Here is a 24942-nt window from a genome sequence, read left to right as displayed (position 1 = left end):
CGCGGAAGGTTCCGGGCCGTCAGGCGGCCTGCTGCCAGCTGACCGGCGAGTAGTACGCCGGGCGGCGCTCCAGGCGCTGCCAGTTGGCGATCGGCTCGACCTGCGCGGTCGCGGCGGCCTGCTGCGCGACGGCCGCCCGGGCCATCAGCACGGCGGTGAGGGCGGCCAGCTCCTCGTCGGAGAGCGAGCCGCGGACGATACGGACGAGGGGTTCGGCGGAAGCAGTCATGGTCTGGTTTTCTCCCCCGGTGGCTTGTGGTGTGTGGTGGTCGCTCGGAACTGCGTGCTGCGGGCCGCGCGTGGGCGCGGGCGTCACATCGGCGGGTTGCCGTGCTTGCGGCTGGGCAGGTCGGCGTGCTTGGTGCGGAGCATGGCCAGGGCGGAGGCGATCACCTGGCGGGTCTCGGCGGGGTCGATGACGTCGTCGACGAGGCCGCGTTCGGCCGCGTAGTACGGGTGCATCAGTTCGTTCTTGTATTCCTTGATCTTCTGGGCGCGCATGGCGTCGGGGTCTTCGGCGGCGTTGATGTCGCGGCGGAAGATGACGTTGGCGGCGCCTTCGGCGCCCATGACGGCGATCTCGTTGGTGGGCCAGGCGTAGGAGAGGTCGGCGCCGATGGAGCGGGAGTCCATGACGATGTAGGCGCCGCCGTAGGCCTTGCGCAGGATGAGCTGGATGCGGGGCACGGTGGCGTTGCAGTAGGCGTAGAGGAGCTTGGCGCCGTGGCGGATGATGCCGTCGTGCTCCTGGTCGACGCCGGGCAGGAAGCCGGGGACGTCGAGCATGGTGACGAGGGGGATGTTGAAGGCGTCGCACATCTGGACGAAGCGGGCGGCCTTCTCGCTGGCGTTGATGTCGAGGACGCCGGCGAGGGACTGGGGCTGGTTGGCGATGATCCCGGTGACGTGGCCGTCGATGCGGGCCAGGACGCACAGGACGTTGGTGGCCCAGCGTTCGTGGACTTCGAGGTATTCGCCGTGGTCGACGATCTCCTCGATGACCTTGCGCATGTCGTAGGGGCGGTTGCCGTCGGCGGGGACGAGGTCGAGGAGGGTGTCGTTGCGGCGCTCGACGGGGTCGTCGTTGACGGCGGGGGGCGGCATCTCGCGGTTGTTCTGGGGGAGCAGCGAGAGGAGGTAGCGGACCTCCTCGATGCAGGACTGCTCGTCGTCGTAGACGAAGTGGGAGACGCCGGAGACGCCGGCGTGGACGTCGGCGCCGCCGAGGCCGTTCTGGGTGATCTTCTCGCCGGTGACGGCCTGGACGACGTCGGGGCCGGTGATGAACATCTGGGAGGTCTCGCGGACCATGAAGACGAAGTCGGTCAGCGCGGGGGAGTAGGCGGCGCCGCCGGCGCAGGGGCCGAGCATGACGGAGATCTGCGGGATGACGCCGGAGGCCTTGGTGTTGCGCTGGAAGATGCCGCCGTAGCCGGCGAGGGCGGTGACGCCCTCCTGGATGCGGGCGCCGGCGCCGTCGTTGAGCGAGACCAGGGGCGCGCCGGCCGCGATGGCCATGTCCATGATCTTGTGGATCTTCTGCGCGTGGGCCTCGCCCAGCGCGCCGCCGAAGATCCGGAAGTCGTGCGCGTAGGTGAAGACGGTCCGCCCGTGCACGGTGCCCCAGCCGACGATCACGCCGTCGGTGTGCGGCTTCTTCGCCTCCAGGCCGAAGCCCTGGGCGCGGTGCCGGCGCAGCGGCTCGACCTCGCGGAAGGAGCCCTCGTCCAGCAGCAGGTCGATGCGCTCGCGGGCGGTCAGCTTGCCCTTCGCGTGCTGGGCCTCGGTGGCCTTGTCGCTGGGGCCGCGCCGCACCTTCTCGCGCAGTTCGTGCAGCTCGGCGACCCGCCCGCGGGCGTCGGCCGCGACCTCGGGGACCTCGCCGTCGACTGGCGCCTCATGCACAACCGTCATCTCGAACCACTCCAAGGGTGAGGGAACTGTCCGACAGCCAACGTCTGCTGTGCCCCCGGCTGCGAATCACTTTCTTCACTTATGACTGTACGAGGGGCCGTGCGTTGGTTTCGGCGTCGATTCCGTACAAGGTCAGGTCCGTTTAGATGTCAGGCCTGGACAGAAGCGGTGGTGTCGAAGCCGGAGCGCTGGGTGTCCGTTCGCATACCGGGGGCTGTCGGTCAGGTGATGGCCCGATGATCTGAACATGAAGAAAAGTGCAGGTCAGGGCCGTCGTTCAGTAATGTAGGGCGGCTCTCTTGCGCCTTGCTCAAGCCCTGCTCAAGTCCGGTCGGGCACCGGTGCGGATCCGTGCTAGAGGGCGCCGAGTCGTAGGGAAGCGCCAAAAACGCCACAGCCCACCCGATGCCGTCCGGGTGGGCTGTCCGGGGGATCCCCCCAGTGGCTCCGATCAGCTCTTTCGGCCGTCCTCGGGCTCGTCCTCGCCCCGAAGCTCCTGCTCGCGGCGGCGCAGATCGGCCTCCCACTGCTTCAGCATGTCCTCGTGATCCTTGTCGCTCTTCTTCAACGAGGCGAGGAATTCGGGGTCGTCGTCCGGTGCGAGCGGGCGGCCGTCGCGCCGGACCGGCTGCCCCGGACGGACGTCGGCGTCGTCGGGCGCCCCGGTCCGCAGGAGGCCGCGCTGCTTGCCGGCCACCAGCCAGGCGATCGGACCCACCGGCGGGAACAGCAGCACGATGAGCACCCACACCGGCTTGGGCAGGTGCTTCACCTGGTCCTCGGGCGTGGTCAGGCAGTCGATGAACGCCCACACCCAGAGCGCGAGCGGAAGGATGATGGTCAGAAGAATTCTCAGCACGGCGGCGATCTCCCTGCGGGGCGGTCGGGGCGGGTGCCTTCCCGGGGCCCTTGACGGAGCCAGGCTATCCGGTGGCGGATACTGACAGGCATGGCATACGACGATCTCCGCTCGTTCCTGCGGGCACTCGACCGTGAGGGCGACCTCAAGCGCATCAAGGCAGAGGTGGACCCGCACCTGGAGATCGGCGAGATCGTCGACCGGGTCCAGAAGGCCAAGGGCCCCGCGCTGCTCTTCGAGAACGTCAAGGGCTCGACGATGCCGCTCGCGATGAACGTCTTCGGCACCGAGCGGCGCCTCGCCAAGGCACTCGGCCTCAAGGGCCCGGACGACATCGCGGAGAAGATCGCCGGCCTGCTCAAGCCCGAGCTGCCGCAGGGCTTCACCGGCTTCCGGGACGCCTTCGGCAAGCTCGCCTCGATGGCGCACGTGCCGCCCCGGCACGTGAAGTCCGGTGACGCGCCGGTCCAGGAGGTCGTGCTCACCGGCGACGACGTCAACCTGGACGAGCTGCCCGCCCTGTTCACCTGGCCGATGGACGGCGGCTCCTTCTTCAACCTGGGCCTCACCCACACCAAGGACCCGGACAGCGGCATCCGCAACCTCGGGCTCTACCGGCTCCAGCGGCACGACCGCCGCACCATCGGCATGCACTGGCAGATCCACAAGGACAGCCGCAACCACTACGCGGTGGCCGCGAAGCGCGGCGAGCGGCTGCCGGTCGCGATCGCCTTCGGCTGCCCGCCCGCCGTGACCTACGCGGCCACCGCGCCGCTGCCCGGCGACATCGACGAGTACCTGTTCGCCGGCTTCGTCGCCGGGGAGCGGGTGAAGATGGTCGACTGCAAGACCGTCCCGCTCCAGGTCCCGGCCGACGCCGAGGTCGTGCTGGAGGGCTGGCTGGAGCCCGGCGAGATGCTCCCCGAGGGCCCGTTCGGCGACCACACCGGCTTCTACACCCCGCAGGAGCCGTTCCCGGCGCTGAAGATCGACTGCGTGACGATGCGCCGCCGTCCGATCCTCCAGTCCATCGTGGTCGGCCGCCCGCCGACCGAGGACGGCCCGCTGGGCAAGTTCACCGAGCGGTTCTTCCTGCCGCTGCTGAAGATCATCATTCCGGACATCGTCGACTACGACCTGCCCGAGGCCGGCGGCTTCCACAACTGCGTGATCGTCTCGATCGACAAGAAGTACCCCAAGCACGCCCAGAAGACGATGCACGCCATCTGGGGCGCCCACATGATGTCGCTGACCAAGCTGATCATCGTGGTGGACTCCGACTGCGACGTGCACGACTACCAGGAGGTCGCCTGGCGGGCCTTCGGCAACGTCGACTACAGCCGCGACCTCACCGTCGTCGAGGGCCCGGTCGACCACCTCGACCACGCCTCCTACCAGCAGTTCTGGGGCGGCAAGGCCGGCATCGACGCGACCCGCAAGCTCCCCGAGGAGGGGTACACCCGGGATGGCGGGTGGCCCGAGATGGTCGAGTCGGACCCGGCCACGGCCGCCCTGGTGTCCCGCCGCTGGAAGGAATACGGACTGTGAGCACCGCTGCCGTCGAGACGCCCGGGCGTACGAAGGCCTTCCTGCGGCTGGTGATGATCGAGCACTCGGTCTTCGCCCTGCCCTTCGCCTACACCGCCGCACTGACGGCGATGTTCCTCGCCGACAAGCGGGTGCACTGGGGCGAGCTGTTCATCGTCACCGTCTGCATGGTCGGCCTGCGCACCTTCGCCATGGCCGCCAACCGGATCATCGACCGCGAGATCGACGCCCGGAACCCGCGCACGGCCTCGCGCGAACTCGTCACGGGCGCGGTGTCGCTGAAGACGGCGTACGCCGGGTCGGCCGTGGCACTGATCGTCTTCCTCGGCGCGGCGGCGATGCTCAACCCGCTCTGCCTGGCGCTCGCGCCGGTCGCCGTCGTGCCGATGGTGGTCTACCCGTACGGCAAGCGCTTCACCGACTTCCCGCAGGCCATCCTGGGCCTCGCCCAGGCCATGGGCCCGGTCGGCGCCTGGCTCGCGGTGACCGGCACCTGGTCGTGGGACGCCCTCGTGCTGGGCGTCGCGGTCGGCGTGTGGATCGGCGGCTTCGACCTCATCTACGCCTGCCAGGACGTCGAGTCCGACCGGCACGGCAAGGTGCGGTCGGTACCGGCCCGCTTCGGCATCCCGGCGGCCATCTGGGGCGCGCGGGTGTGCCACGTCGTCACGACCCTGCTGCTGGGGTGGTTCGCGATCCTGACCCACGCCGGCGCGGCGTTCTGGGTCGGCCTGGTCGTCGTCGCGGGCGCGTTCGTCTACGAGCACACCATCGTCAAGCCGAACGACCTGTCCAAGCTGAACCGGGCCTTCTTCCAGACCAACGGCTTCGTGGGCATCTCGCTGTTCGCCTTCGCCCTGCTGGACCTGATCATCCGGGGCCTGGGGATCTGAGCGGCCCGGCCGCCGGCCGGGCACGCCCTAACGGAACAGGGCGGCGTGATCCGTGGCCCAGGTGCGGAAGTTGCGGGGTGGGTGGCCGGTGAGGTCCTGGACCGTCGTGGTGGCCGGGTTCGGGGTGGTGATGCGGGCGTGGATGAAGTCCAGTGCGCTGTCGACGGCCGCTCCGGGCCGGCCGGCGGCGGACATGCGGCGGCGGGCCGCCTCGCGGGGGATCTCCTGCCACTTCACCGGGCGGCCGGCGGCCTCGCCGATGATGTCCACCTGTTCCGCCTGGGTGGGGCACTCCGGGCCAGTGAGCAGGTAGCGCGCGCCGTCGTGGCCGTCCTCGGTGAGGGCGCGGACGGCGACCGCCGCGATGTCCCGCTCGTCCACCGGGTTCAGTCCGGCCGCGCCGCCGTAGCCCTGCACCGCGCCCCCGGAGCGGATCTCCTCCGCCCACTGGAGCGCGGCGGTGAACCCGTGCGCCCGCAGCACCGTGTGCCGGACGCCGCTCCCGGCGAGCAGCGCCTCCACCTCGGCCTCGGCCCGGACGGCCGTCGAGGAGAGGAGCACCACCCGCCCGGCCTCCCGGGCCAGCACCCCCACCGCGTCCGCCGCCTCGTCCGCCGTGGGGAACGGCCACCCCAGCAGTACCGCGCCCGCCCCCTGGACCGCCGCCTCCAGCGATGCCGGGTCGAGCAGGGCCCGCTGCGTCAGCGTCCGCACCCGCACCCCGGCGGCGGCGAGCTGCAGCCCGACGTGTCGCTCGACCGCTCCGGGGACGCCGACCGCCAGCACAGATGACGTGTCGTCAACTCGCTTCTCTGTCATGTCTCGAACGTAGGCGAGAACCATGAGACGCCCCATGCTTGCGGGTCTCCGGTTCATGCGCCATCGTCTACCGGGCGTGCGCCAACTCGCGTGCGCCCCCGAGTGCTTCGCGCGCTGATTGATCGTCAATCCGGTTAACACCAGCTGCTATCAGCGTGTTACGTTCCGTGGCGCAAGCGGAAAAGAGAAGACCCCGGCGGTGCTACCAACACCCCGGGGCCTGGCACCAGGAGCAAACCCTCCCCATGCAGATTCATCGTAGCGCGCACTCGCGCTTTTTCTCCGTCCTTCCGAACGGACTCCTCCAGGACCGCGGCCTCAGCTACACCGCCCGAGGACTCCTCGCGGACCTCCTCTCCCGCCCGGACGGCTGGCGCGAGGACGGCCGGGCCATGGCCGACAGCAGCCCGCAGGGGCGTGGCGCGATCCGCCGGACGCTCAACGAGCTGAAGGACGCCGGGTATTACCGGGTCGAGAAGGTCCGGATGCCCGACGGCACGATCCGGACCGAGGTGCACGTGTACGACACTCCTCAGCGTCCGGGGCCGCCGAGTGCCCCACCCCCGGCCTCCGGTGAGCCCGATACCGGCCCCTCTGACGCCCCTCCCGTAAAGAACCCGGAAGAAGTACCCACCCTCCCCGCCGCGTTGACCGAGACCGATCCACACGTCCGGGAGGCGGTGGCCGCGCTCCACCGGGTGATCCGCCGGGAGCCCCGACTGCGCCTCGGCGAGGCCGAGGCCGCCGCCCTCGCGCCCCTCGTCGCCGAATGGCTGGCGAGGGGCCACACGGACGCGGACCTCGCCCACGCCCTGCTCCCCGATCTGCCGCGACCCCTGCACTCCCCGGTCGGCCTGCTCCGCAACCGCTTGCAGCGCAAGCTCCCGCCGCCGCGTGAACCCGCCGTCGCCGCACCTGCCCGCTCCGAATGCGCGGAGTGCCGCGATCCGGTGCCCCGCCCCGGCATCTGCCGCTCCTGTGCCGGCCTCGTCCCCCGACGAGTCGCCCCGGACCCGGCCACCGCCCGTACCGGCGCCGCCCGAGCCCGCGGGGTTCTCCTCGCCGCCCGCAGACTCGCCCTGGCCCCCGTCACCTGACCGGCTGTCGGCTGCGCACAGGAAGTCGGCGAGTCCGACTTCCTGCGCGCTCGCCTGGGGCGGCTACTCCGAACGGTCGGAGAGGAAGGCCTCGTACTGGGCGGCCGTGAGCAGCTGCTTCAGCTCCTCGGGCTTGGTGACGGTGAGCTCGACGATCCAGCCGTCGTCGTACGGGTCCGTGTTGATCAGCTCGGGTTCGTCGTTCAGGTTCTCGTTCACCGTGGTGACCGTTCCGGTGAGCGGCATGAAGATGTCGCTCACCGACTTGACCGACTCCACCGTGCCGAACACGTCGCCGGATTCGATCGTCTTCCCCAGGGTGGGGACGTCGGCGAAGACGATGTCACCGAGCTGCTTCTGCGCGAAGTCGGTGATGCCCACGCGGGCCTTGTCCTTGCCGGTCGTCCGAACCCACTCGTGGTCCTTGGTGTACTTGAGGTCTTTCGGGATGTTTGCCATGGGGATCTCCGCGAGGTCGAGGTGACTGCACTGACGGGTCGTCAGTCATGCGGAGGAGCCTGCTACAGGTCTCCGCCCCCGGCCGTGAAGCTCGCCCGAACGGCCGGTCGCCGACCTGTACGGCGGCCGGCTAGGCCGTGGGGCGCCGGGCGAAGGCCGGGGCGTGTTCGGGGCGGGGGCCGAAGGCGATCAGGCGGGAGATGCCCAGCCGGACCGCCGGGACGTGGCGGACGAGCGCGGCGAATCCCATCGGCGGGCCGGACCGCCGGCCGGTGAGCGCCGGGACGAACATCACGCCGTGCAGGATCCGTTGCAGCCGCTGGATGACCACGGTCGGCATCTGCCGCCGCTGCTGCACCCGGGCGAGCGCGGCGGTGGTCGGGCGGCCGCGCAGCAGCGGCTCGGCGAGCAGCGTGGCGGCCGCGACGGCGTCCTGGATGGCGAGGTTGATGCCCACCCCGCCGGCCGGGGACATCGCGTGGGCGGCGTCGCCGATCAGCAGCAGTCCGTCGGTGTACCAGCGGTCCAGCCGGTTGAGCCGGGCGTCGAGCATGTGGACGTCGTCCATGCCCGCCAACTGGTCGACGCGGTCGGCGTACTGGGGCAGCAGCCGGGCGATCCGCTCGCGGAAGCGTTCCACGCCCTCGGCGCGGAGCTGCGGGTCGGAGCCCTTGGGCTTGAAGTAGGCGATCTGGAAGTAGCCGTCGCGGGCGATGCTGAGGGCCAGTTCGCCGTTGCCGAAGCCGGCGACGAGGCTGGGCGGCGCGGCCTGCTCCTCCGCGTGCCGGGGCAGCCGGAACCACCAGACGTCGAAGGGCACCGGGTACTCCTCGGCCACCAGCCCGGCCGCCTTGCGCAGGGTGGAGTGCCGGCCGTCGGTGCCGACGGTGAGGTCGGCGCGGAGCTCGCCCTGCTCGCCGTCCCGGGTGCGGTAGCGCACGCCGGCCACCCGGCCGTTCTCCTGGATCAGCCCGGTGGCCTCGGTGTTCATCCGCAGGGTGAAGGTGGGTTCCTGCCGGGCTTCCTCGACCAGGAAGTTGAGCAGGTCCCACTGCGGCATCATCGCGATGTAGTTGTACGGCGCGGGCAGCCGGTCGTAGGCGCTCAGCGGGACCTGGCCGACGCCGGGCACCGGCACCACCAGGTTGCCGAGCCGGCTCTGCGGCAGTGCGGCGAACTTCCGGCCGAGGCCGAGTTCGTCCATCAGTCGCACGGTGGAGGCGTGGACGGTGTCGCCGCGGAAGTCCCGCAGGAAGTCCCCGTGCTTCTCCAGCACGGTCACCTCGACACCCGCCCGGGCCAGCAGCAGGCCCAACATCATTCCGGCCGGTCCGCCCCCGGAGATCACGACGCTCATGGCTCTCTCCCTTGCTGTGCTCGGTTGATCACCTTCCGTGTGGAACTTGCATTTACAGAGTCTCTGGAACTGTCTCAGGTGTCAAGTAGTATGCTGCTTCACATGAAGGATCTGGTGGCGGCCGCCCTCGCGGCGGCGAAGGACCGGGGCCAGGACGTCGCGGACGTCCCGCTGACGGCGATCGCCGCGACGGCCGGCATCTCCCGCAGCACCCTGCTGCGCAGGCTCGGCGGCTGCCGGGCACCGCTGGACGAGGCGGTCCGACAGGCGGGCGTCGACCCGGGCGGACGGCCGCCGGTACGGGAGCGCGCGATCGCGGCGGCGGCCGGGCTGGTGGCCGAACGCGGCCTGGGCGGGGTCACCCTGGACGCCGTGGCGGACCGCGCCGAGTGCTCGCTGCCCAGCCTGCACACCGTCTTCGAGGGCCGGGACGGCCTGCTCACCGCCGTCTTCCTCCAGTACGGCCCGCTGCCGGACCTGGAAGCGCTCGCCGCGAACCCGCCGGAGTGCCTGGAGGACACCGTCCGGGCGCTCCACCGCGCCTTCGCCGCGGCCTTCGACCGCCGGCCCCGGGTCATGCCGGCGGTCTTCGCCGACCTGTTCGCCCGCCCGGACGGCCCCGCCTCCCGGATGATGGCGGCCCACCTGCCGCGGCTGTTCGACGGCCTCGGCCGGCTGCTGCTGCCGTACATCGAGGCCGGACGGCTGCGTCCGCTGCCGCTCCCGGTGCTGGCCCAGCTGCTGTTCGGCCCGCTGGTCAACCACATCCTGCTGCGGCCGGTCCTTGAACCGGCCTTCGGCGCCGGGCTGCCCTCGCTGGAGGAGTCCATCGACCTCTTCGCCGAGACCTACCTGCGGGCGGTCGCCCTGCCGTAGCGGGGCCGGGAGACTGCCTGATCCGTTTCCGGGGCGCACCTCCCGGAAAACGCCGAGCCCCGGCTCGCCGGGCGAAGCCGGGGAGCCGGGGCTCGGACGGGGGCGGTCAGGCGCTGCGGCGGCGGCGCGCGACGAAGAGCGCGCCGATGCCGCTGACGAGCAGGGCGGCGGCGCCCGCCGCGGTCTTGATGACGCCGTCCGACCCGGTGTGGGCGAGCTGGCCGCCCGCCAGCTGGGTGCCGACGGTGCCGGTGGTGCCCGTGGTGGCGGCGGTGTCGGTCTCGTCGGCGGTGCCGGTGGTGTAGGTGGTCCGGATGGCGGGGCCGGTGCCGATGCCGGAGGTGTCGGCGGGCGCGGCGGTGAGCTGGATCGCGGTGCCCTGCGGGCCCGCGCTGGCGGCGTGGGCGGTGCCCTCGTTGATGTGGGCGGACGGGTTGACGGCGGTCTGGCCGAGCGGGGCCTCGGCGGTGTAGGCGAGGCGGACGTGCTTGGTGATGGTCGCGCCTGCGGTGAGGCCTTCGCCGCTGATGAGGTAGCGGACGGGGCCGCCGGACTGGGGGCCCGGGGTGCCGGGCACGGTCTCCCAGGCGCCGTCGGCCTTCTGCAGCTCCAGGGTGCTGTGCGGGTCGGCCCACAGGATGGTGGCGAGCTTGCCGAACCGGGAGGCGCTGGGGTTGTTGACGGCGACGTCGAACTCGACCGGGGCGCCGCCGACGACGGCGGTGGTCGGCGCGTTCTTGAGCTGGACGGCCAGCGACTTCACCGCGACGTCCTTGGTGTCCTCGGCGAGCACGGTGTCCTCGGCCGCCGGGTCGACGGCGGCGGAGTAGAGCTTGGTCGGCTGGTTGTAGCCGCTCGCGTCGTTGTTGCCCACGGCGGCGAGCCGCAGCTGGAAGGTCTTGGTGGCGCCGGCGGGGACGGTCAGGCCGGCGACCTTGCCGCTGAAGTCGAAGGTCTTGTCGCTCTGCTTGAAGGTCAGCTCGACCGGCTTCCAGGTGCCGTCGGCGTCGCGGTACTCGATGGCGAACGCGTCGTGCACCCGGGCGTGCACGTTGCTGACGTTGAGCTTCAGGGTGCACGGCGCCTCGGCGGTGCCCGGGTTGGTGACGGTCTCGGAGAACTCGACGGGCTCGCCGCCGAACCCGATCGAGGACGGCTCCTGGATGGTCAGCGCCGGCTTGGTGGCGCCCAGAGCGGGGGTGGCCGGGGCGGCGGTGACGTCGATCGCGACGAACTGGGGGCCGACGATCGCCTGCATGGCCCCGGCGCCCTGGTCGAGCATCGCCCACGGGTGGATGTAGGCCGTGCCGAGCGGGGCGTCGGCGGTGAAGGCGAAGCGGACGTGCCGGGTGTCGCTGCTGCCGGCGGCGATGGTCCTGTCGTCGGTGAGGTGGTACGTGACCCGGTCGGAGCCCGGCTGGCTGCTGGGGGTGCCGGTGATGTTCTCCCAGCTGCCGTCGGCCTTCCGCACCTGGAGCGTGCTGTGCTTGTCCGCCTCCACGACCTTGTCGACGCTGGTGTAGCGGGAGGCGCTGGGGTTGTTGACGGTGACGTCGAACTCGACCGGGGCGCCGCCGGCGACGGCGGTGGTCGGCGCGTCCTTGACCTGAAGGGTGATGGCCTTGGCCGCGACCTGGTCGGTGCTCTCGGCGAGGACGGTGGTGCCGGTCGCGTCGAGGACGGCGGAGCTGAGCGTGACGGTCGAGTCCTGGTTGGACCAGTAGGCGGCGAGCTCCGTGGTGAGGCGCAGCTGGACGGTCCTGGTGGCGCCGGCGGCGACGGTCAGGCCGGGAACGGTGTCGGCGACGGGCTTCCAGGTGCCGTCCGCGTCGCGGTAGTCGACCTTGATGGCGTGCGTCGCGATGGGGCCCGCGCCGCTCGTGCCGATCTTCAGGGTGAAGGAGGCCTCGGTGGTGCCGGGGTTCGTGATGGTCTCGGTGAACTCGACCGGCTGTCCGCCGCGGCCGACCGTCGCCGGCGCGTTGACCTTCAGCGCGGGCTTGTCGGCCGTGGCCTGGGCGGTCGGCGCGGCGGGGGCGGTGGCCGCGGTCGGGGCCTGGGCGGCGTACGCGGCCGGGGAGGACAGGACCGCGCCGGTGGCCAGCAGCACGCCGAGGGTGGCGGCGGTGAGGACGGTGGAGCGGGAGCGACGGGCGCGGACAGCAGGCATGGAAATACCCCCCAGGGTGTTCTGCCGTCGGCATTTCAGCCGCCGGCCGGTGCATGTGGTTGAAGTCGGACCCGAAGTTCGAGGGCGTCGCCCCCAGCGCCTCTCGCGGTCCGGGTTCGGCGGGCTTCCCCGCCTCTCACTGACATAGACGTGCGACGGCCGCTGGGGTTGCAGCTGATCCAAAAGTTTTTTCGAGAATCTCCGAGACCGCTCTGACCTGCGGTTCTTCTCCGCAGCTCCCGTCGGTCTCAGTGCAGCGCGAGCTCGTCGCCCACGCTCAGCCGCCCGGGGGCGGCGACCTCGGCGAGGGCGTCGAGCCGGCCGTCGTGGGCGTGCACGATCGCCTTGAGGATCTCGGGGGCGTGTGGCAGCCCAGGCTGCGGGGCGCCGGTCATCGCGCAGCGCTCGCTGGAGCGGACGAAGGCGAGGCGGGCGCCGGTGCCGCCGTGGCCCTCCCGGCCGAACCAGTCGTCCTCGACGAAGGGCGGGGTGCCGGGGGGAGTCCGCAGCAGGATGTTGGGGCGGAACCGGCGCTCGTCGACCACCGTGAAGGGGGCGGCCTCGCGGACCCAGTCCAGGGTGGCGGTGGTGAGCACGCTGACCGGCAGCTGGTCGAAGTGGGAGACGGCGTCCTCGCGGGCGAGTTCGACGTCCTCGCGCTGGAGGTAGGCGCGCAGGAACGCGGCCGGGTCGGTGACCGGGCGGCCGAGCGGGTCGAACAGCTCGGGGCCGTCTATCCGGTGGCCGAGGCGGGCGGAGAGGCGGAGCAGGCCGTCCATCCGGCGGAAGCGGCGGGTGTTCTTGCCCGAGCCGAGCTTGCCGTCCGCGTCGCGGACGGCGTAGAGGCGGTCGCCGGCCAGGCCGCGCTCGTCCACCTCGACGGAGTCGAGCCGTTCGCCGCCGGTGGACTTCACGGGGTAGCGCCAGAGTCGCTCGATCACTCCGATGATCTCTGCCATGGGCGGACAGCGTAGCGGCGGCGCCGGGGGATGGTCTAGACCAAGTCCCGTGCGGTGACTGGCCGGAACGGCCCGGGGTGTGTCCTCGGACGCCCGCTTGCACGCCGACGACACGCCTCAGCCCAGCCGCGCCACCGCCCGGACCGGCGCACCGTCCGCCGCCGCCAGCCGCAGCGGGAACAGCGACACCTCGACCGGCCGCCCGGCCTCCTGGGCGTCCAGCAGCGCCCGCAGATCGGTCAGGTTCTCGGCGATCACCCCGCCGCCGGGCGCCCCCAGCAGCACCCGGTGCGCGGCGAGGGTCGGCTCGTCGGCCCCGGGCTGGTCGTGCTCGTCGGTGAGGTCCGCGAGCAGCGCGGCGACCGCCGGGTCGCCCGGGCCCGGGTCGGGGGTGGGGTCGACGCTCAGCGCGTCCACCCCGACGGTCCGCACCCCGGCGGCGACGATCGCCTCGGCGGCGGCCGCGGTCAGGCTGGGGTGGGCGAGGTAGGCGTCGGTGCCCCAGTGCCGGGCCCAGCCGGTGGCGAGCAGCAGGACGGACCCCTCGCCGACGCGCGCCAGGGCGGGCGCGAGCAGCTCGGGGGTGACGGCGGCCCGGGGCTCCAGCCCGCGCAGGTCGGCGAGCACCGCGGGGCCGGTGAACCGCTCCAGCGGCAGCCCGTCCAGGGTCGGCCAGGTGACGTCCACGTGGTACGGCGCGTCCACGTGCGTCCCGGACTGCGAGCCGAGGTGCAGGGCCAGCACGTTCACCCCGGCGGTGGCGGTGGTGAGCGCGGGCTCCAACAGGACGGCCGGATCGCCGGGGTAGACCGGCATCGCGGTGGTCACCTGATGGGTGAGGTCGACGAGGGTCGCTGCCATGCCCCCATCCTTCCAGGGGAGCCCGCGGATGAGGCCCGACCGGGTGAGTCCGGATAGAAATGGGACATGGGAACAGTGAAGCGTCAGCCGTGGGTGGTCGGGGTCTCTGGTGCGTCGGGGACGCCGTACGCCGCCTCGGTGATCCGGGCGCTGCTCGCCGCCGGGGAGCCGGTGGACCTGATCGTCAGCCGAGCCGCCCGGCTCACCATCCTCGACGAGACCGGCATCTCCTTCCGGGACGCCCACTGGCGCGCCGACCTGGCCGCCTGGCTGGGCTCCGACGAGGGCCTGGACGACGTCCGCTACTGGCCCGCCGGGGACTTCGCGGCCGGCCCGTCCAGCGGCTCGTACCCGGCCAAGGGCATGCTGGTGGTGCCCGCGACCACCGGCGCGGTGGCCGGGATCGCGCTAGGCCTGAGCAAGGACCTGCTGCAGCGGGTGGCCAGCGTCACCCTCAAGGAGCGCCGCCCGCTGGTCGTGTGCGTGCGCGAGACGCCACTCAACGGGGTGACGTTGAAGCACCTGGTGGAGCTCGACGCGCAGGGCGCCGTCGTCGTCCCCGCCTCGCCCGGTTTCTACGCCGGCGGCTCGACCGTGCGGGAACTCGTCGACTTCGTGGCCGGCCGGGTGCTGGACGCGGTCGGCGTCCCGCATTCCCTGTACCTGCGCTGGGAAGGGGAGTTGGGGGCGGCGGTCCGCCGGGCCGACGAGAACGGCAGCGTGTCGACTGAGGGGGAGTGAGGAGGCCTGGGGCGGGAGAGTATCTTCTCTGCGATATCCGGGTTGTTCCGCGCATGGCGCCTTGGAATCCGGATAATGATCTGTGGGTCTGGTGAGGTTCGGAAGGACGCGGACGGTATATGGACACGGTGGACAGACAACTCATCCAGGCGCTCCGGGAGAACGGCCGCGCGTCCTACGCCGAGCTGGGCCGACTGGTCGGACTCTCCGGCCCGAGCGTCACGGACCGGATCAACCGACTGGAGCAGGCCGGCGTCATCACCGGCTACCGCGCGACGGTCAACCCGGCCTCGCTCGGCTTCGGCGTCACGGCCCTGATCGGCCTTCAGCTGACCGACGCCGCCGATCACGAGGACGTCGCGCACCGGCTCAAGGACCTCAACGAGGTCGAGGACTGCTGGTTCATCGCGGGTGACGACTCCTACATGCTCAAGGTCCGGGTGGCCGACGTGGCGGGCCTGGAGTCGGTGGTCAAGCGGATCTCGGGCACGAAAGGCGTGGCCCGCACCCGCACCACCGTCGTACTCTCCACGAAGTGGGAGAACCGGGTGAGCGAACTCCCTCCCGAAGGAGAGTGACGGATGGCACTGGTCGGTCTGGAGGAGCTGCGCGCCGCTCGGCAGCGGATCGCGGGGGTGGCCGTGCGCACCCCGCTGGTTCCCGCCCCGTGGGCGGACGAGGGGGAGCGCCGGCTCTGGCTGAAGCCCGAGAACCTCCAACCGACCGGGGCCTTCAAGACCCGCGGCGCGTACAACCGGCTGGCCGCGCTCACCGAGGCCGAGCGGGCCCGCGGCGTGGTCGCCCAGTCGAGCGGCAACCACGCGCAGGCGGTGGCGTACGCGGCGGCGCTGCTCGGCATCAAGGCCGTCATCGTGATGCCGGACACCTCGCCGGCCGTGAAGGTGGAGTCCACCCGGGGGTTCGGCGCCGAGGTCGTCCTGGTGCCGCCGGAGGAGCGGGACACCCTGCCCGCCGAGCTGGCCGAGCGGCACGGCTACGTCTGGGTGCCGCCGTACGACGACCCGTTCATCATCGCGGGCCAGGGCACGGTCGGCCTGGAGATCGCCGAGGACGCCCCGGCCGGGCTGGACACCGTCCTGGTGCCGGTCAGCGGCGGCGGCCTGATCTCCGGGACGGCGGCCGCGCTCAAGCTCACCCGCCCGGGCATCCGGGTGATCGGCGTGGAACCGGAGCTCGCCGCCGACGCGCAGGCCAGCTTCCGGGCCGGCCGCCGGCTGGCCTGGCCGGTCGCCGACACCTACCGGACCATCGCGGACGGGCTGCGCACCCCGTCGGTCGGCGAGCTGCCCTTCGAGCACCTGACCGCGTACGTGGACGACATCGTCACCGTCACCGAGGACGAGATCCGCGCCACCGTCGCCCTGCTGGCCCGTCGCGGCCGGCTGGTCGCCGAGCCCTCCGGCGCGGTCGCCCCGGCGGCCTACTTCCACCGCGCCGCCGAGACCGGGGGCCGGACGATCGCGGCCGTGGTCAGTGGTGGCAACATCGACCCCGCACTGCTCGCCGAGCTGCTGTCGGACCGTCCCGAGCCGAAGGGCGCGCCGGTGCCGAAAGCGACGAGCGACTAGCGACGCAGGAGCGCCGGAGCGAGGAGTGTCGGCACCGGGTCGGAGCGGTCCGGAGGCGAGCGGACGAGTGACGTACGCTCGGGTCCGGCAAGGAATCGAAGTCGGAGGAGGCGGGGCACCGCATGGACGCAGGGCTGAAGCGCGAGCTGGAGGCGAAGGTCTACGCGGGTGAGCGGCTGACCCGCGAGGACGGGATCGCGCTCTACGAGAGCGACGACCTGGCCTGGCTGGGCGGTCTGGCCCACCACGTGCGGACGCGGAAGAACGGCGACGTCGTCCACTTCAACGTCAACCGCCACCTCAACATGACCAACGTGTGCAGCGCGTCCTGCGCGTACTGCTCGTTCCAGCGCAAGCCGGGCGAGAAGGACGCCTACACGATGCGCATCGAGGAGGCCGTCCGGCTCGCCAAGGCGATGGAGGTCGACTCCCTCACCGAGCTGCACATCGTCAACGGTCTGCACCCGACCCTGCCCTGGCGCTACTACCCGCGCTCGCTGCGGGAGCTCAAGGCGGCCCTGCCGAACGTCTCGCTGAAGGCCTTCACCGCCACCGAGATCCACTGGTTCGAGAAGATCAGCGGCCTGCCCGCCGACGAGATCCTGGACGAGCTGATCGACGCCGGCCTGGAGTCGCTGACCGGCGGCGGCGCGGAGATCTTCGACTGGGAGGTCCGCCAGCACATCGTCGACCACGACACCCACTGGGAGGACTGGTCGCGGATCCACCGCCTCGCCCACAGCAAGGGCCTCAAGACGCCGGCCACCATGCTGTACGGCCACATCGAGGAGCCCCGCCACCGGGTGGACCACGTGCTGCGGCTGCGTGAGCTGCAGGACGAGACCGGCGGCTTCCAGGTCTTCATCCCGCTGCGCTACCAGCACGACTTCCACGACTCCAAGGACGGCGTCGTGCGCAACAAGCTGATGGCCCGCACCGAGATGGCCACCGGCGCCGAGGCGCTGAAGACCTTCGCGGTCTCCCGGCTGCTCTTCGACAACGTCCCGCACGTCAAGGTCTTCTGGGTGATGCACGGCGTCACCACCGCTCAGCTGGCGCTCAGCCACGGCGCGGACGACATGGACGGCTCGGTGGTCGAGTACAAGATCACCCACGACGCGGACAACTTCGGCACCCCGAACAAGCTGGGCCGCGACGACCTGCTCGACCTGATCCGCGACGCCGGCTTCCGCCCGGTCGAGCGCAACACCCGCTACGAGATCATCCGCGAGTACGAGGGCCCGGACCTGGGGCGCCGCGAGGCCCCGCAGGCCATGCGCCTCTGACCCTCGACCTCCCCGCCGCCCGGGCCCCGGCCCGGGCGGCGGCGTTTCTTCACCGCCCCCGCACCTGCCCCGGGTTTACCAACCGGTACACCGTTTGGCAGGATCGGCGGTATGTCCGGTTCTCATCGCGCCACCACGTACCCGTCGTACGAGCCGATACCGGAGCCGGTGTACGGGGTGCCGCAGCAGCCGTACGGGGCGGGAGAGGCGTACCAGCAGCCCGTCCGGCAGGACCACTACGGCGAGTACGGGCAGCCCCCGCAGGCCCCTGACGGGTACTTCGAGGCGTACGAGCAGCCGTTCCAGCCGTCCCAGTCGTACGCCGCCGGGCCCGAGCCGGTGTACGCCCCCGAGCCCGCGTACGTCCCCGACCCGGCGTACGACGCCGGGTCCGTGTACGACGCCGAACCGGTGTACGCGTTCGAGCCGGAGCCCGTCCGGCAGCCCGCGCCCCTGCCCGTCGCGGCGCCCGTGGGTGCCCGGGCGGCCGCCCGGGGGCACCGCCGGAAGGCGAAGAAGAAGCGCCACGGCAAGGCGGTGATGGCCGGCACCGCGCTGCTGGTCGCGGCCACCGCCGGCTGGTACACCGTCGGCCAGGACGACGCCAAGCCCGTCGCCGCGGCCGCCGACGGCCCCGGCCCGGAGGGCGTCAGCACGCCCGACCAGCCGGCGCCCGCCGCCCGGGCCGCCGCCGACCGGCAGGCCCAGACCCCGGCCGCAGCCCGCAGCCAGGTCCGTTCGGACGGCTCGGTCGCCGCGATACCCGGCCTCGGCGCCGACTTCGTCGCGAAGATCCCCGCCGAGACCACCCAGGTGGTGCTCGCCTCCGGCCAGGACAAGAACGGCAACAAGAACACCGTCACGCTCTGGACCCGCACCCCCGAGGGCCGCTGGCTGGCCGGCGAGACCTGGCAGGGCCACAACGGCAACAACGGCTGGACCGCCGACCACAACGAGGGCGACCTGCGCAGCCCGATCGGCGTCTTCGCGCTCACCGACGCGGGCGGCCGCAAGGCCGACCCGGGCAGCAAGCTCCCGTACGACAAGGACCCGAGCTTCGTGGTCTCCGGGACGGGCTTCTTCGGCGACCAGCTGGCCGGTTCCTTCGACTACGTGGTCGCGATCAACTACAACCGGGTGCCCGGAAACTCCCCGCTGGACCCGCGCCGCCCGATGGGGGCGAAGAAGGGCGGCGGGATCTGGATCCACGTCGACCACGACGGCCCCACCCACGGCTGCGTCTCGATCCCCGAGGACAAGATGGCCGAGCTGATCCGCACCCTGGACCCGGCGGCCCACCCGGTGATCGTGATGGGCGACGCCACCTCGCTGGCCGCCTGACCCCGGCGTTCCGACCCCACCCCGACCCTGGCCCGCCCCCGGCCCGACACCGGCGTTGCGGCGGCGTCCGCGCGGCGTTCCGGGCGGTGCGGGGCCCGTCAACGGCGGCGGTGCCCGCCCCCTCGTCCGCCCCGGCGTCGATCCCGGCGCGCCCGGAGGCCAGTCGCCGCAACGCCCCTTGTCGGGCTCCTACAGATCGCGGGGGCGGATCCTGTAGCCGGGCGCGCCCAGCTGACCAGTGGGTAACCCGGTTCCATGGCACTATGAGCGGTTCGCGCATTGTGGCACTCGGCCACTACCAGCCCCCCAAGGTCCTCTCCAACGACGACCTGGAGGCGCTCGTCGACACCAACGACGAGTGGATCCGTAGCCGGGTGGGGGTCAGAACCCGGCACATCGCCGAGGGCGAGACCCTGGTCGACCTCGCCACCGAGGCCGCGCAGAAGGCGCTCGCCAAGAGCGGTCGGACGGCCGACGAGATCGACCTGATCGTGGTCGCCACCTGCACCGCGATCGAGCGCAGCCCCAACACCGCCGCCGCCGTGGCCGCCCGGCTCGGCGTCCGGGCGCCCGCCGCGTACGACATCAACACGGTCTGCTCCGGCTTCTCGTACGCCCTGGCCACCGCCGACCACGCGATCCGGGCCGGCGCGGCCCGCCGCGCGCTGGTGATCGGCGCCGAGCGGATGTCCGACACGCTGGACTGGACCGACCGCACCACCTGCGTGATCTTCGGCGACGGCGCCGGCGCCGCGGTGGTCGAGGCCCAGGAGGACGGCGCCGAGCCCGGCATCGGCCCGGTGGTCTGGGGCTCCGAGCCGGAGAAGGGCGACGCCGTGGTGATCACCGGCTGGGACCCGGTGATCAGCCAGCAGGGCCAGTCGGTGTTCCGCTGGGCCACCACCCAGCTCGCCCCGCTGGCCCGCCGGGCCTGCGAGCAGGCCGGGATCGACCCGTCGGAGCTGAAGGGCTTCGTGCCGCACCAGGCCAACCTGCGGATCATCGACTCGATCGCCGCCAAGCTGGGCCTCACCGACGCGGTGGTGGCCCGGGACGTGGTCGACTCCGGCAACACCTCGGCCGCCTCGATCCCGCTGGCCTTCTCCAAGCTGGTCGAACGCGGCGAGCTGTCCCCGGGCGACCCGGTCCTGCTCTTCGGCTTCGGCGGCGGGCTCGCCTACGCCGGCCAGGTGGTCCGCTGCCCCTGACGGCGCGGAGCCGGGCGTACGGGGCCCCTGGGGCCCCTTAGGGCCCCTGAGGGGCCGGAACGTGAACATGCCGGTGGGCGGGCACCCTGTGTGAGGGGTGCCCGCCCACCGGCATGTCTGGCGCGCGTGCGGTACGTCGGCGGACCTCCCCCGAGGACACGGCCGCCGTCCGTCGTACCCCGGACAGGAGGCCGGGGCTGCGCGCGGAGCGGATGGTCGGTTGAGCGGATGGTCTACTTGGGCGGCTTCTTGCCGGTGACGCCCAGGTACACCAGGGGAGCGAGGTTGGGCTTGAGGTCCTTGACCTTGACGCCCCAGGAGGTGAAGGCCTTCTGGTGCTCGGCCGCCGAGGCGAGCAGCGAGACCAGGGCCCCGGCGACGGCGTTCGGGTCGAGCGACTTGTCGGCCTGGCCCTTCGCCTGGAGTTCCTTGACGGCCTCCGCGAGCGGCTTGGCGACCGCGTTGAGGACCGTCATGCGGATCTTGAAGAACCGCTTGTCCCCTTCGGCGGCACCGAGCGTGACCACTCGGAGAATGGCGTCGTTCTTGCGCCAGAAGGCGAGGAATCCGTCGACCAGTTCTTCCGAAGTGGTCGGACCGGACTTCCCTGCCCAGGACTTTCCGGCCACCAGCTCTTTGAGGGTGTCGGCGTCCTTGGCCATTTCCTCGGCGATTTCGAGGACAGCGCCCTCGACATCCGGGAAGTACTGGTAGAAGGTCGCGGGGGAGGTACCCGCCATACGGGCGACGTCGATGACCTTGACGTCCCGGTACGGCGACGTGCTGAGCATCTCGCGGAGGCAGTCGAGCAGCTTCTGCCGCGTTTCCTGTCCGCGTCGCCCGGCGACGCGACCGTCGACGGTGCGAACTTGTCCTGTCATGCCGTCAGCTTACCGTGGCACGATCTTGGCGCGATTCGGTGATGCGACTATTACTCCGCACGGGGGGTTGCTATAGGGGCATGAACCACTTCGGACGGATATTCACCGCGCTCCGCAGGTGTCGTTGAAGCCCCCCCGTGTGCTTTTGACCCCACAGCGTGACGGCGAGTCCGCTGAGGGGTGGTCGAGTGACAGAGCGTGACGACGGGCGGCGCCGAAAGATCGGCGCCGAAGTGGAGGGTCAGGACGTCCGGGTGCAAACCGCGGCCGGAACGGGCGTCAGAATCCGGCCGTTCCGTCATCACCGGCCGGACGGCGGCGCTCCCGGGGCCGCCGTCGGCTCTGGGCGGGGGAGGTTGGAGATGCGCCGGGCGGCATTGGAGAATCGGGTCCGGCACCACGCGGCGGGTGCGGAAAACGGGGAGGTGGCAGCGGAGTGGACCAGCTGACGGCGCACGATCCGAGGCGGATCGGGCCCTTCGAGGTGCTGGGGCGGCTCGGCGCGGGTGGGATGGGGCTGGTCTACCTGGCGCGCTCCGCCTCCGGCCGGCGGGTGGCCATCAAGACCGTCCGGGCGGAACTGGCCGAGGACGAGCTGTTCCGCGTCCGCTTCGCCCGCGAGATCGAGGCGGCCAAGACGGTCGGCGGTTTCTACACCGCGGCCGTGGTGGACGCCGACGCGGACGCCCGGGTGCCCTGGCTGGCCACCGCGTACATCCCGGCCCCCTCCCTGGAGGACCTGGTCGAGGAGTGCGGTCCGCTGCCGGTGGACGCCACCCGCTGGCTGATCGCGGGCATCGCCGAGGCGCTGCAGTCCATCCACGCGGCCGGGCTGATCCACCGGGACCTCAAGCCCTCCAACGTGCTGGTGGTCGAGGACGGCCCGAAGGTGATCGACTTCGGCATCGCCTCCGGCGTCTCCAGCACCCGGCTCACCATGACCAACGTCGCGGTCGGCACCCCCGCCTACATGTCCCCCGAGCAGGCCAAGGACAGCCGTAACGTCCGGGGCGCCAGCGACGTCTTCTCGCTCGGCTCGCTGATGGTGTTCTGCGCGACCGGGCACCCGCCCTTCGGCGGCTCCAACCCGGTCGAGACGGTGTTCCAGCTGCTGCGCGAGGAGCCGGACCTGTCCGGGATGCCGCGCGAGCTGATGGACCTGGTCCGCGCCTGCATGCGGCCCTCGCCCGAGCACCGGCCCAGCCCGGCGCAGATCCAGGCCGAACTGGCCCCGCACCTGTTCTCCCGGGACGACGCCGCCGGCGAGGTCGGCGACTGGCTCCCCGTGAACGCGCTGGAGCTGATCGAGCGCAAGCGCGGGCGCCGCCCGAGCGCGCCGCCCCGGGCCGTCCAGCTGCCGGCCGGCGCGCCGCCGCCCCCCGCCGGGCCGCCGCCCGCCGGCCCGCTCCAGCCCCACCAGCCGCCGCAGCCGCACCAGCCGGTCCCGGTGCAGCGCCCCGTCCTGGACGACCCGCGCACCCACCCGGGCGGGGGGCACGCGCCGCCGCCGTCCGGGCCGGTGCACACGGGGCCGCGGCGGGGCCCGGTGTCCGACGGCGAGATCCCGACCGCGAAGATCGCCTCCCCCAACAAGCACCGCGCGCCGGGCGGCGGCGGGGCCGTCGAGGTGCGGCTGTCCGGAGCCTCGGTGCGGATAGGCCCCGGGCCGCGGGCCGAGCACGAGCAGTCCGGCCCGGGCACCGCCCCGGCGGAGACCGACTGGGTCCGCCGGGTCACCCCGCCGCCGGTGCCGGCCGCCCGCTGGCGCCCCTGGCGGTTCCGGATGTCCAACGACGTCTGGGGCACCCCCGTGGTCGCCGACGGCACGCTCTTCGTCTCCAGCTTCGAGGTGCACGCGCTGGACATCGCCTCCGGCGAGCGGCGCTACAAGACCCGGGACGTCGCCTGGGCGCTCGCGGTGGACGCCGGCCGGGTGCACGCGGCCGACGGCCCGCACCTGTACACCGTGGACGTCGCGGACGGCACCGAGCGCTGGCGCACCTCACTGGACGGCTGGGTCTACTCGCTCTCCGCCGCCGACGGGGTGCTGTGCTGCGGCGTCCGCGGCGGCGGCGTCCAGCTGCGCTCGGCCGCCAGCGGCGCCGAGCTGTGGCGGGCCGACGACGCTCAGCAGGACTACGAGAACCCGCAGTCCGGGCCGGTCCTGGTGGCCGGCGCGGCCTACTACTACGGGGCCGGGCGGCTGCGCTGCATCGACCCGCGCGGGGCCGGCCTGCGCTGGTCCTTCCCGGTCGGCGAGGACGTGCCCTCGCACCCGGTCGAGCGCGGCGGCGTGCTGTACGTGACGGCCGGCTCCCGGGTGTACGCGCTGGACGCGGCCAGCGGGGCCGAGCGCTGGCGCTTCGAGGCCCCGGTGGTGCTGTTCACCCCGCCCGCGCTGGACGCCGACGCGGTCTACGTGGCCGACTACCTCGGGACGGTGTACGCGCTGGACGCGGCCACCGGCCGGGACCGCTGGCGCGGGGTCACCGGCAACCGCCAGGGCGCCGAGCCGGTGGTGGTCGGGGACGGCATGGTGCTGGTCGGCAGCGGCGGGGTGCTGTACGCCTTCGAGGCGGCGAGCGGCCGGGAGCGCTGGCGCTACACGGCGCGCGGCGAGATCGTCGGCTCCCCGGCGGTGGCCGACGGCCTGGTGCACCTGGGCAGTCGGGACCACTCGCTGCACACCCTGGACCTGGCGAGCGGTCAGCTGCGCTGGGAGCTCGGCACCAAGGGCGAGCTGACCGGCTCGCCGGTCGCGGTCGGCGGCCGGGTCTTCGTCGGCTCCAAGGACCGCTGCGTGTACGCGCTGGACGCCTTCTACGGCACGGCCGTCCCGGCGCGCTGAGCCGGCGCGGCGGCGGGGCGGGCGCCCCGCCGCCGTCGGACGCGTCCGGTCAGGCCTTGCGGGCCCCGGGGTGGCGGCTGCACCAGCCGTCCCACGCGGAGGCCACCATCTCCGCCACGTCGTGGCGGGCGCCCCAGCCCAGCTCGCGGCGGATCAGGTCGGCCGAGGCCACCACCCGCGCGGGGTCGCCGGCGCGGCGCGGGGTCACCTCGGGGGTGGTGTCGTAGCCGGTGACCTTGCCGATCACCTCCAGCATCTCCTTGACGCTGACGCCCTCACCGCGGCCGATGTTGAGCACCAGCGAGGTCTCGCCGGCCGGGTCGGCGGCCAGCCGCTTGGCGGCGGCGACGTGGGCCGAGGCGATGTCGGAGACGTGGATGAAGTCGCGGACGCAGCTGCCGTCCTGGGTCGGGTAGTCGTCGCCGAAGACCCGCGGGGCCTCGCCGGCGGTGAGCCGCTCGAAGACCATCGGGATCAGGTTGAAGACCCCGGTGTCGGACAGCTCCGGGGAGGCCGCGCCGGCCACGTTGAAGTAGCGCAGCGCCACGGTGGAGATGCCGTGGGCCTTCCCGGCCGCGGCGACCAGCCACTCGCCGGCCAGCTTGGTCTCGCCGTACGGGCTCATCGGGGCGCACGGGGTCGACTCGGTGACCAGGTCGACGTCCGGCATGCCGTAGACGGCGGCGGAGGAGGAGAAGAGGAAGCGCTTGACCCCGCCCTCGGCGGCGGCCTCCAGGACGGTCTGCAGGCCGATCATGTTCTCCCGGTAGTAGAAGAACGGCTGCTCGACGGACTCGCCGACCTGCTTCTTGGCGGCGAAGTGCAGGATGCCCTCGATCGCGTGCTCGCGGATGGCGGCGTCCAGGACGGCCCGGTCCAGGGTGGAGCCCTCGACCAGGGCGACGCCCTCCGGCAGGCGGGAGGCGTCGCCGGTGCTGAGGTCGTCCAGGACGGCGACGCGCTCACCGGCGTCGAGCAGCTGGCGGACGACGTGCCCGCCGATGTATCCGGCACCGCCGGTGATCAACCAAGTCATGGGCCGATTCTAGGGTGTTCGGGTTTCCGGGGTGAGTGCCGGGCGAGTCGAGCCGTCAAATCGGACAAATCGGTGAAATGCTGACAAAGATTTCCGTGTTCCCAGCGTGGTGACGAATCGGAGGCAGCCAAGGTGAGCCGAAAGAAGGAACACGCCCGCCCCCTGCCGGCCGGGCCCCGGCCGACCGGACCCAGGACGGT

Annotated in this window: 22 protein-coding genes; 11 read left to right on the top strand and 11 right to left on the bottom strand. The window is 72.3% G+C overall.

Translation table 11 applies throughout. The features are described 5' to 3' along the window. Positions 1–19: 19 nt before the first annotated feature. The 3 genes from ACFVTF_RS33610 to ACFVTF_RS33600 form a co-directional block, all read right to left on the bottom strand. Entirely contained in the window at positions 20–229 is a 210-nt protein-coding gene (locus ACFVTF_RS33610) for an acyl-CoA carboxylase subunit epsilon (protein ID WP_063348879.1), read from the bottom strand. An 83-nt stretch (positions 230–312) separates the two neighbouring features. Continuing rightward, entirely contained in the window at positions 313–1914 is a 1602-nt protein-coding gene (locus ACFVTF_RS33605) for an acyl-CoA carboxylase subunit beta (RefSeq protein WP_371518332.1), read from the bottom strand. A gap of 451 nt (positions 1915–2365) precedes the next feature. Further along, positions 2366–2773: a PLD nuclease N-terminal domain-containing protein gene (locus tag ACFVTF_RS33600; protein ID WP_387817839.1), complete on the bottom strand. Its 408-nt coding sequence runs from the start codon at positions 2771–2773 to the stop codon at positions 2366–2368. Positions 2774–2863: 90 nt separating this feature from the next. On the opposite strand from ACFVTF_RS33600, the gene ACFVTF_RS33595 reads away from it, so the two are divergent. Continuing rightward, positions 2864–4321, top strand: coding sequence for a menaquinone biosynthesis decarboxylase (locus ACFVTF_RS33595; protein WP_371518335.1), 1458 nt, complete (start codon positions 2864–2866; stop codon positions 4319–4321). Beyond that, positions 4309–5214: a menaquinone biosynthesis prenyltransferase MqnP gene (mqnP, locus tag ACFVTF_RS33590; RefSeq protein WP_387817852.1), complete on the top strand. Its 906-nt coding sequence runs from the start codon at positions 4309–4311 to the stop codon at positions 5212–5214. Before ACFVTF_RS33595 ends, mqnP begins: the two co-directional genes overlap by 13 nt. 27 nt (positions 5215–5241) lie before the next feature. Here mqnP and ACFVTF_RS33585 read toward each other — a convergent pair whose 3' ends face one another. Beyond that, the gene (locus tag ACFVTF_RS33585; RefSeq protein WP_387817838.1) at positions 5242–6033 is read right to left on the bottom strand and encodes a hypothetical protein; all 792 of its coding nucleotides are present in this window, start codon (positions 6031–6033) and stop codon (positions 5242–5244) included. Between the two features lie 245 nt (positions 6034–6278). Here ACFVTF_RS33585 and ACFVTF_RS33580 point away from each other — a divergent pair, with 245 nt between their 5' ends. Continuing rightward, positions 6279–7130, top strand: a complete 852-nt coding sequence (locus ACFVTF_RS33580) for a hypothetical protein (RefSeq protein WP_387817837.1) — start codon at positions 6279–6281, stop codon at positions 7128–7130. Positions 7131–7193: 63 nt separating this feature from the next. Here ACFVTF_RS33580 and gcvH read toward each other — a convergent pair whose 3' ends face one another. Together gcvH and ACFVTF_RS33570 are read right to left on the bottom strand one after the other, a co-directional pair. Next, positions 7194–7589, bottom strand: coding sequence for a glycine cleavage system protein GcvH (gcvH, locus tag ACFVTF_RS33575; protein ID WP_387817836.1), 396 nt, complete (start codon positions 7587–7589; stop codon positions 7194–7196). Between the two features lie 130 nt (positions 7590–7719). Next, a complete protein-coding gene (locus ACFVTF_RS33570; RefSeq protein WP_371518340.1) occupies positions 7720–8946 on the bottom strand; it encodes an FAD-dependent oxidoreductase in 1227 nt (408 codons plus the stop codon). 102 nt (positions 8947–9048) lie between these two features. On the opposite strand from ACFVTF_RS33570, the gene ACFVTF_RS33565 reads away from it, so the two are divergent. After that, positions 9049–9822: a TetR/AcrR family transcriptional regulator gene (locus ACFVTF_RS33565; RefSeq protein ID WP_387817835.1), complete on the top strand. Its 774-nt coding sequence runs from the start codon at positions 9049–9051 to the stop codon at positions 9820–9822. 106 nt (positions 9823–9928) lie between these two features. Here ACFVTF_RS33565 and ACFVTF_RS33560 read toward each other — a convergent pair whose 3' ends face one another. The 3 genes from ACFVTF_RS33560 to ACFVTF_RS33550 form a co-directional block, all read right to left on the bottom strand. Then, positions 9929–11992, bottom strand: a complete 2064-nt coding sequence (locus tag ACFVTF_RS33560; RefSeq protein WP_387817834.1) for a hypothetical protein — start codon at positions 11990–11992, stop codon at positions 9929–9931. A gap of 248 nt (positions 11993–12240) precedes the next feature. Continuing rightward, positions 12241–12951: an MOSC domain-containing protein gene (locus ACFVTF_RS33555; protein WP_387817833.1), complete on the bottom strand. Its 711-nt coding sequence runs from the start codon at positions 12949–12951 to the stop codon at positions 12241–12243. 117 nt (positions 12952–13068) lie between these two features. Beyond that, on the bottom strand, positions 13069–13812 hold the full coding sequence (locus tag ACFVTF_RS33550; RefSeq protein ID WP_063348889.1) for a cyclase family protein: 744 nt from the start codon (positions 13810–13812) through the stop codon (positions 13069–13071). Positions 13813–13878: 66 nt separating this feature from the next. Here ACFVTF_RS33550 and ACFVTF_RS33545 point away from each other — a divergent pair, with 66 nt between their 5' ends. From ACFVTF_RS33545 to ACFVTF_RS33520, 6 genes are all read left to right on the top strand, one after another. Continuing rightward, positions 13879–14553 (top strand): UbiX family flavin prenyltransferase, encoded by a 675-nt coding sequence (locus ACFVTF_RS33545; protein ID WP_371518348.1) that lies wholly within the window; start codon positions 13879–13881, stop codon positions 14551–14553. A gap of 119 nt (positions 14554–14672) precedes the next feature. After that, complete coding sequence (locus ACFVTF_RS33540) at positions 14673–15131, top strand: Lrp/AsnC family transcriptional regulator (RefSeq protein ID WP_063348891.1); 459 nt, start codon at positions 14673–14675, stop codon at positions 15129–15131. A gap of 3 nt (positions 15132–15134) precedes the next feature. After that, positions 15135–16142 carry a threonine/serine dehydratase gene (locus ACFVTF_RS33535; protein WP_387817832.1) on the top strand — a complete coding sequence of 336 codons (1008 nt, stop codon included), beginning with the start codon at positions 15135–15137 and terminating at the stop codon, positions 16140–16142. 122 nt (positions 16143–16264) lie between these two features. Next, the gene (mqnE, locus tag ACFVTF_RS33530) at positions 16265–17428 is read left to right on the top strand and encodes an aminofutalosine synthase MqnE (protein WP_063348893.1); all 1164 of its coding nucleotides are present in this window, start codon (positions 16265–16267) and stop codon (positions 17426–17428) included. A 111-nt stretch (positions 17429–17539) separates the two neighbouring features. Further along, a complete protein-coding gene (locus tag ACFVTF_RS33525) occupies positions 17540–18769 on the top strand; it encodes a L,D-transpeptidase family protein (protein WP_387817831.1) in 1230 nt (409 codons plus the stop codon). Between the two features lie 263 nt (positions 18770–19032). Beyond that, positions 19033–19977 (top strand): beta-ketoacyl-ACP synthase III, encoded by a 945-nt coding sequence (locus ACFVTF_RS33520; protein ID WP_063348894.1) that lies wholly within the window; start codon positions 19033–19035, stop codon positions 19975–19977. A 233-nt stretch (positions 19978–20210) separates the two neighbouring features. On the opposite strand, the gene ACFVTF_RS33515 is transcribed toward ACFVTF_RS33520, so the two are convergent. Continuing rightward, positions 20211–20858 (bottom strand): TetR family transcriptional regulator, encoded by a 648-nt coding sequence (locus ACFVTF_RS33515; protein WP_030055725.1) that lies wholly within the window; start codon positions 20856–20858, stop codon positions 20211–20213. Positions 20859–21294: 436 nt separating this feature from the next. Here ACFVTF_RS33515 and ACFVTF_RS33510 point away from each other — a divergent pair, with 436 nt between their 5' ends. Then, positions 21295–23706 (top strand): PQQ-binding-like beta-propeller repeat protein, encoded by a 2412-nt coding sequence (locus ACFVTF_RS33510; RefSeq protein ID WP_387817830.1) that lies wholly within the window; start codon positions 21295–21297, stop codon positions 23704–23706. A gap of 49 nt (positions 23707–23755) precedes the next feature. Here the strand turns inward: ACFVTF_RS33510 and galE are convergent, their stop codons facing one another. After that, on the bottom strand, positions 23756–24742 hold the full coding sequence (galE, locus tag ACFVTF_RS33505) for a UDP-glucose 4-epimerase GalE (protein WP_350876964.1): 987 nt from the start codon (positions 24740–24742) through the stop codon (positions 23756–23758). Between the last annotated feature and the right edge of the window lie 200 nt (positions 24743–24942).

The sequence above is a fragment of the Kitasatospora sp. NPDC057940 genome, from assembly GCF_042887425.1.
Classification (GTDB): Bacteria; Actinomycetota; Actinomycetes; order Streptomycetales; family Streptomycetaceae; genus Kitasatospora.
Note: the sequence above shows the minus strand (reverse complement) of the source record. Positions and strands in the feature narration are given on the sequence as shown.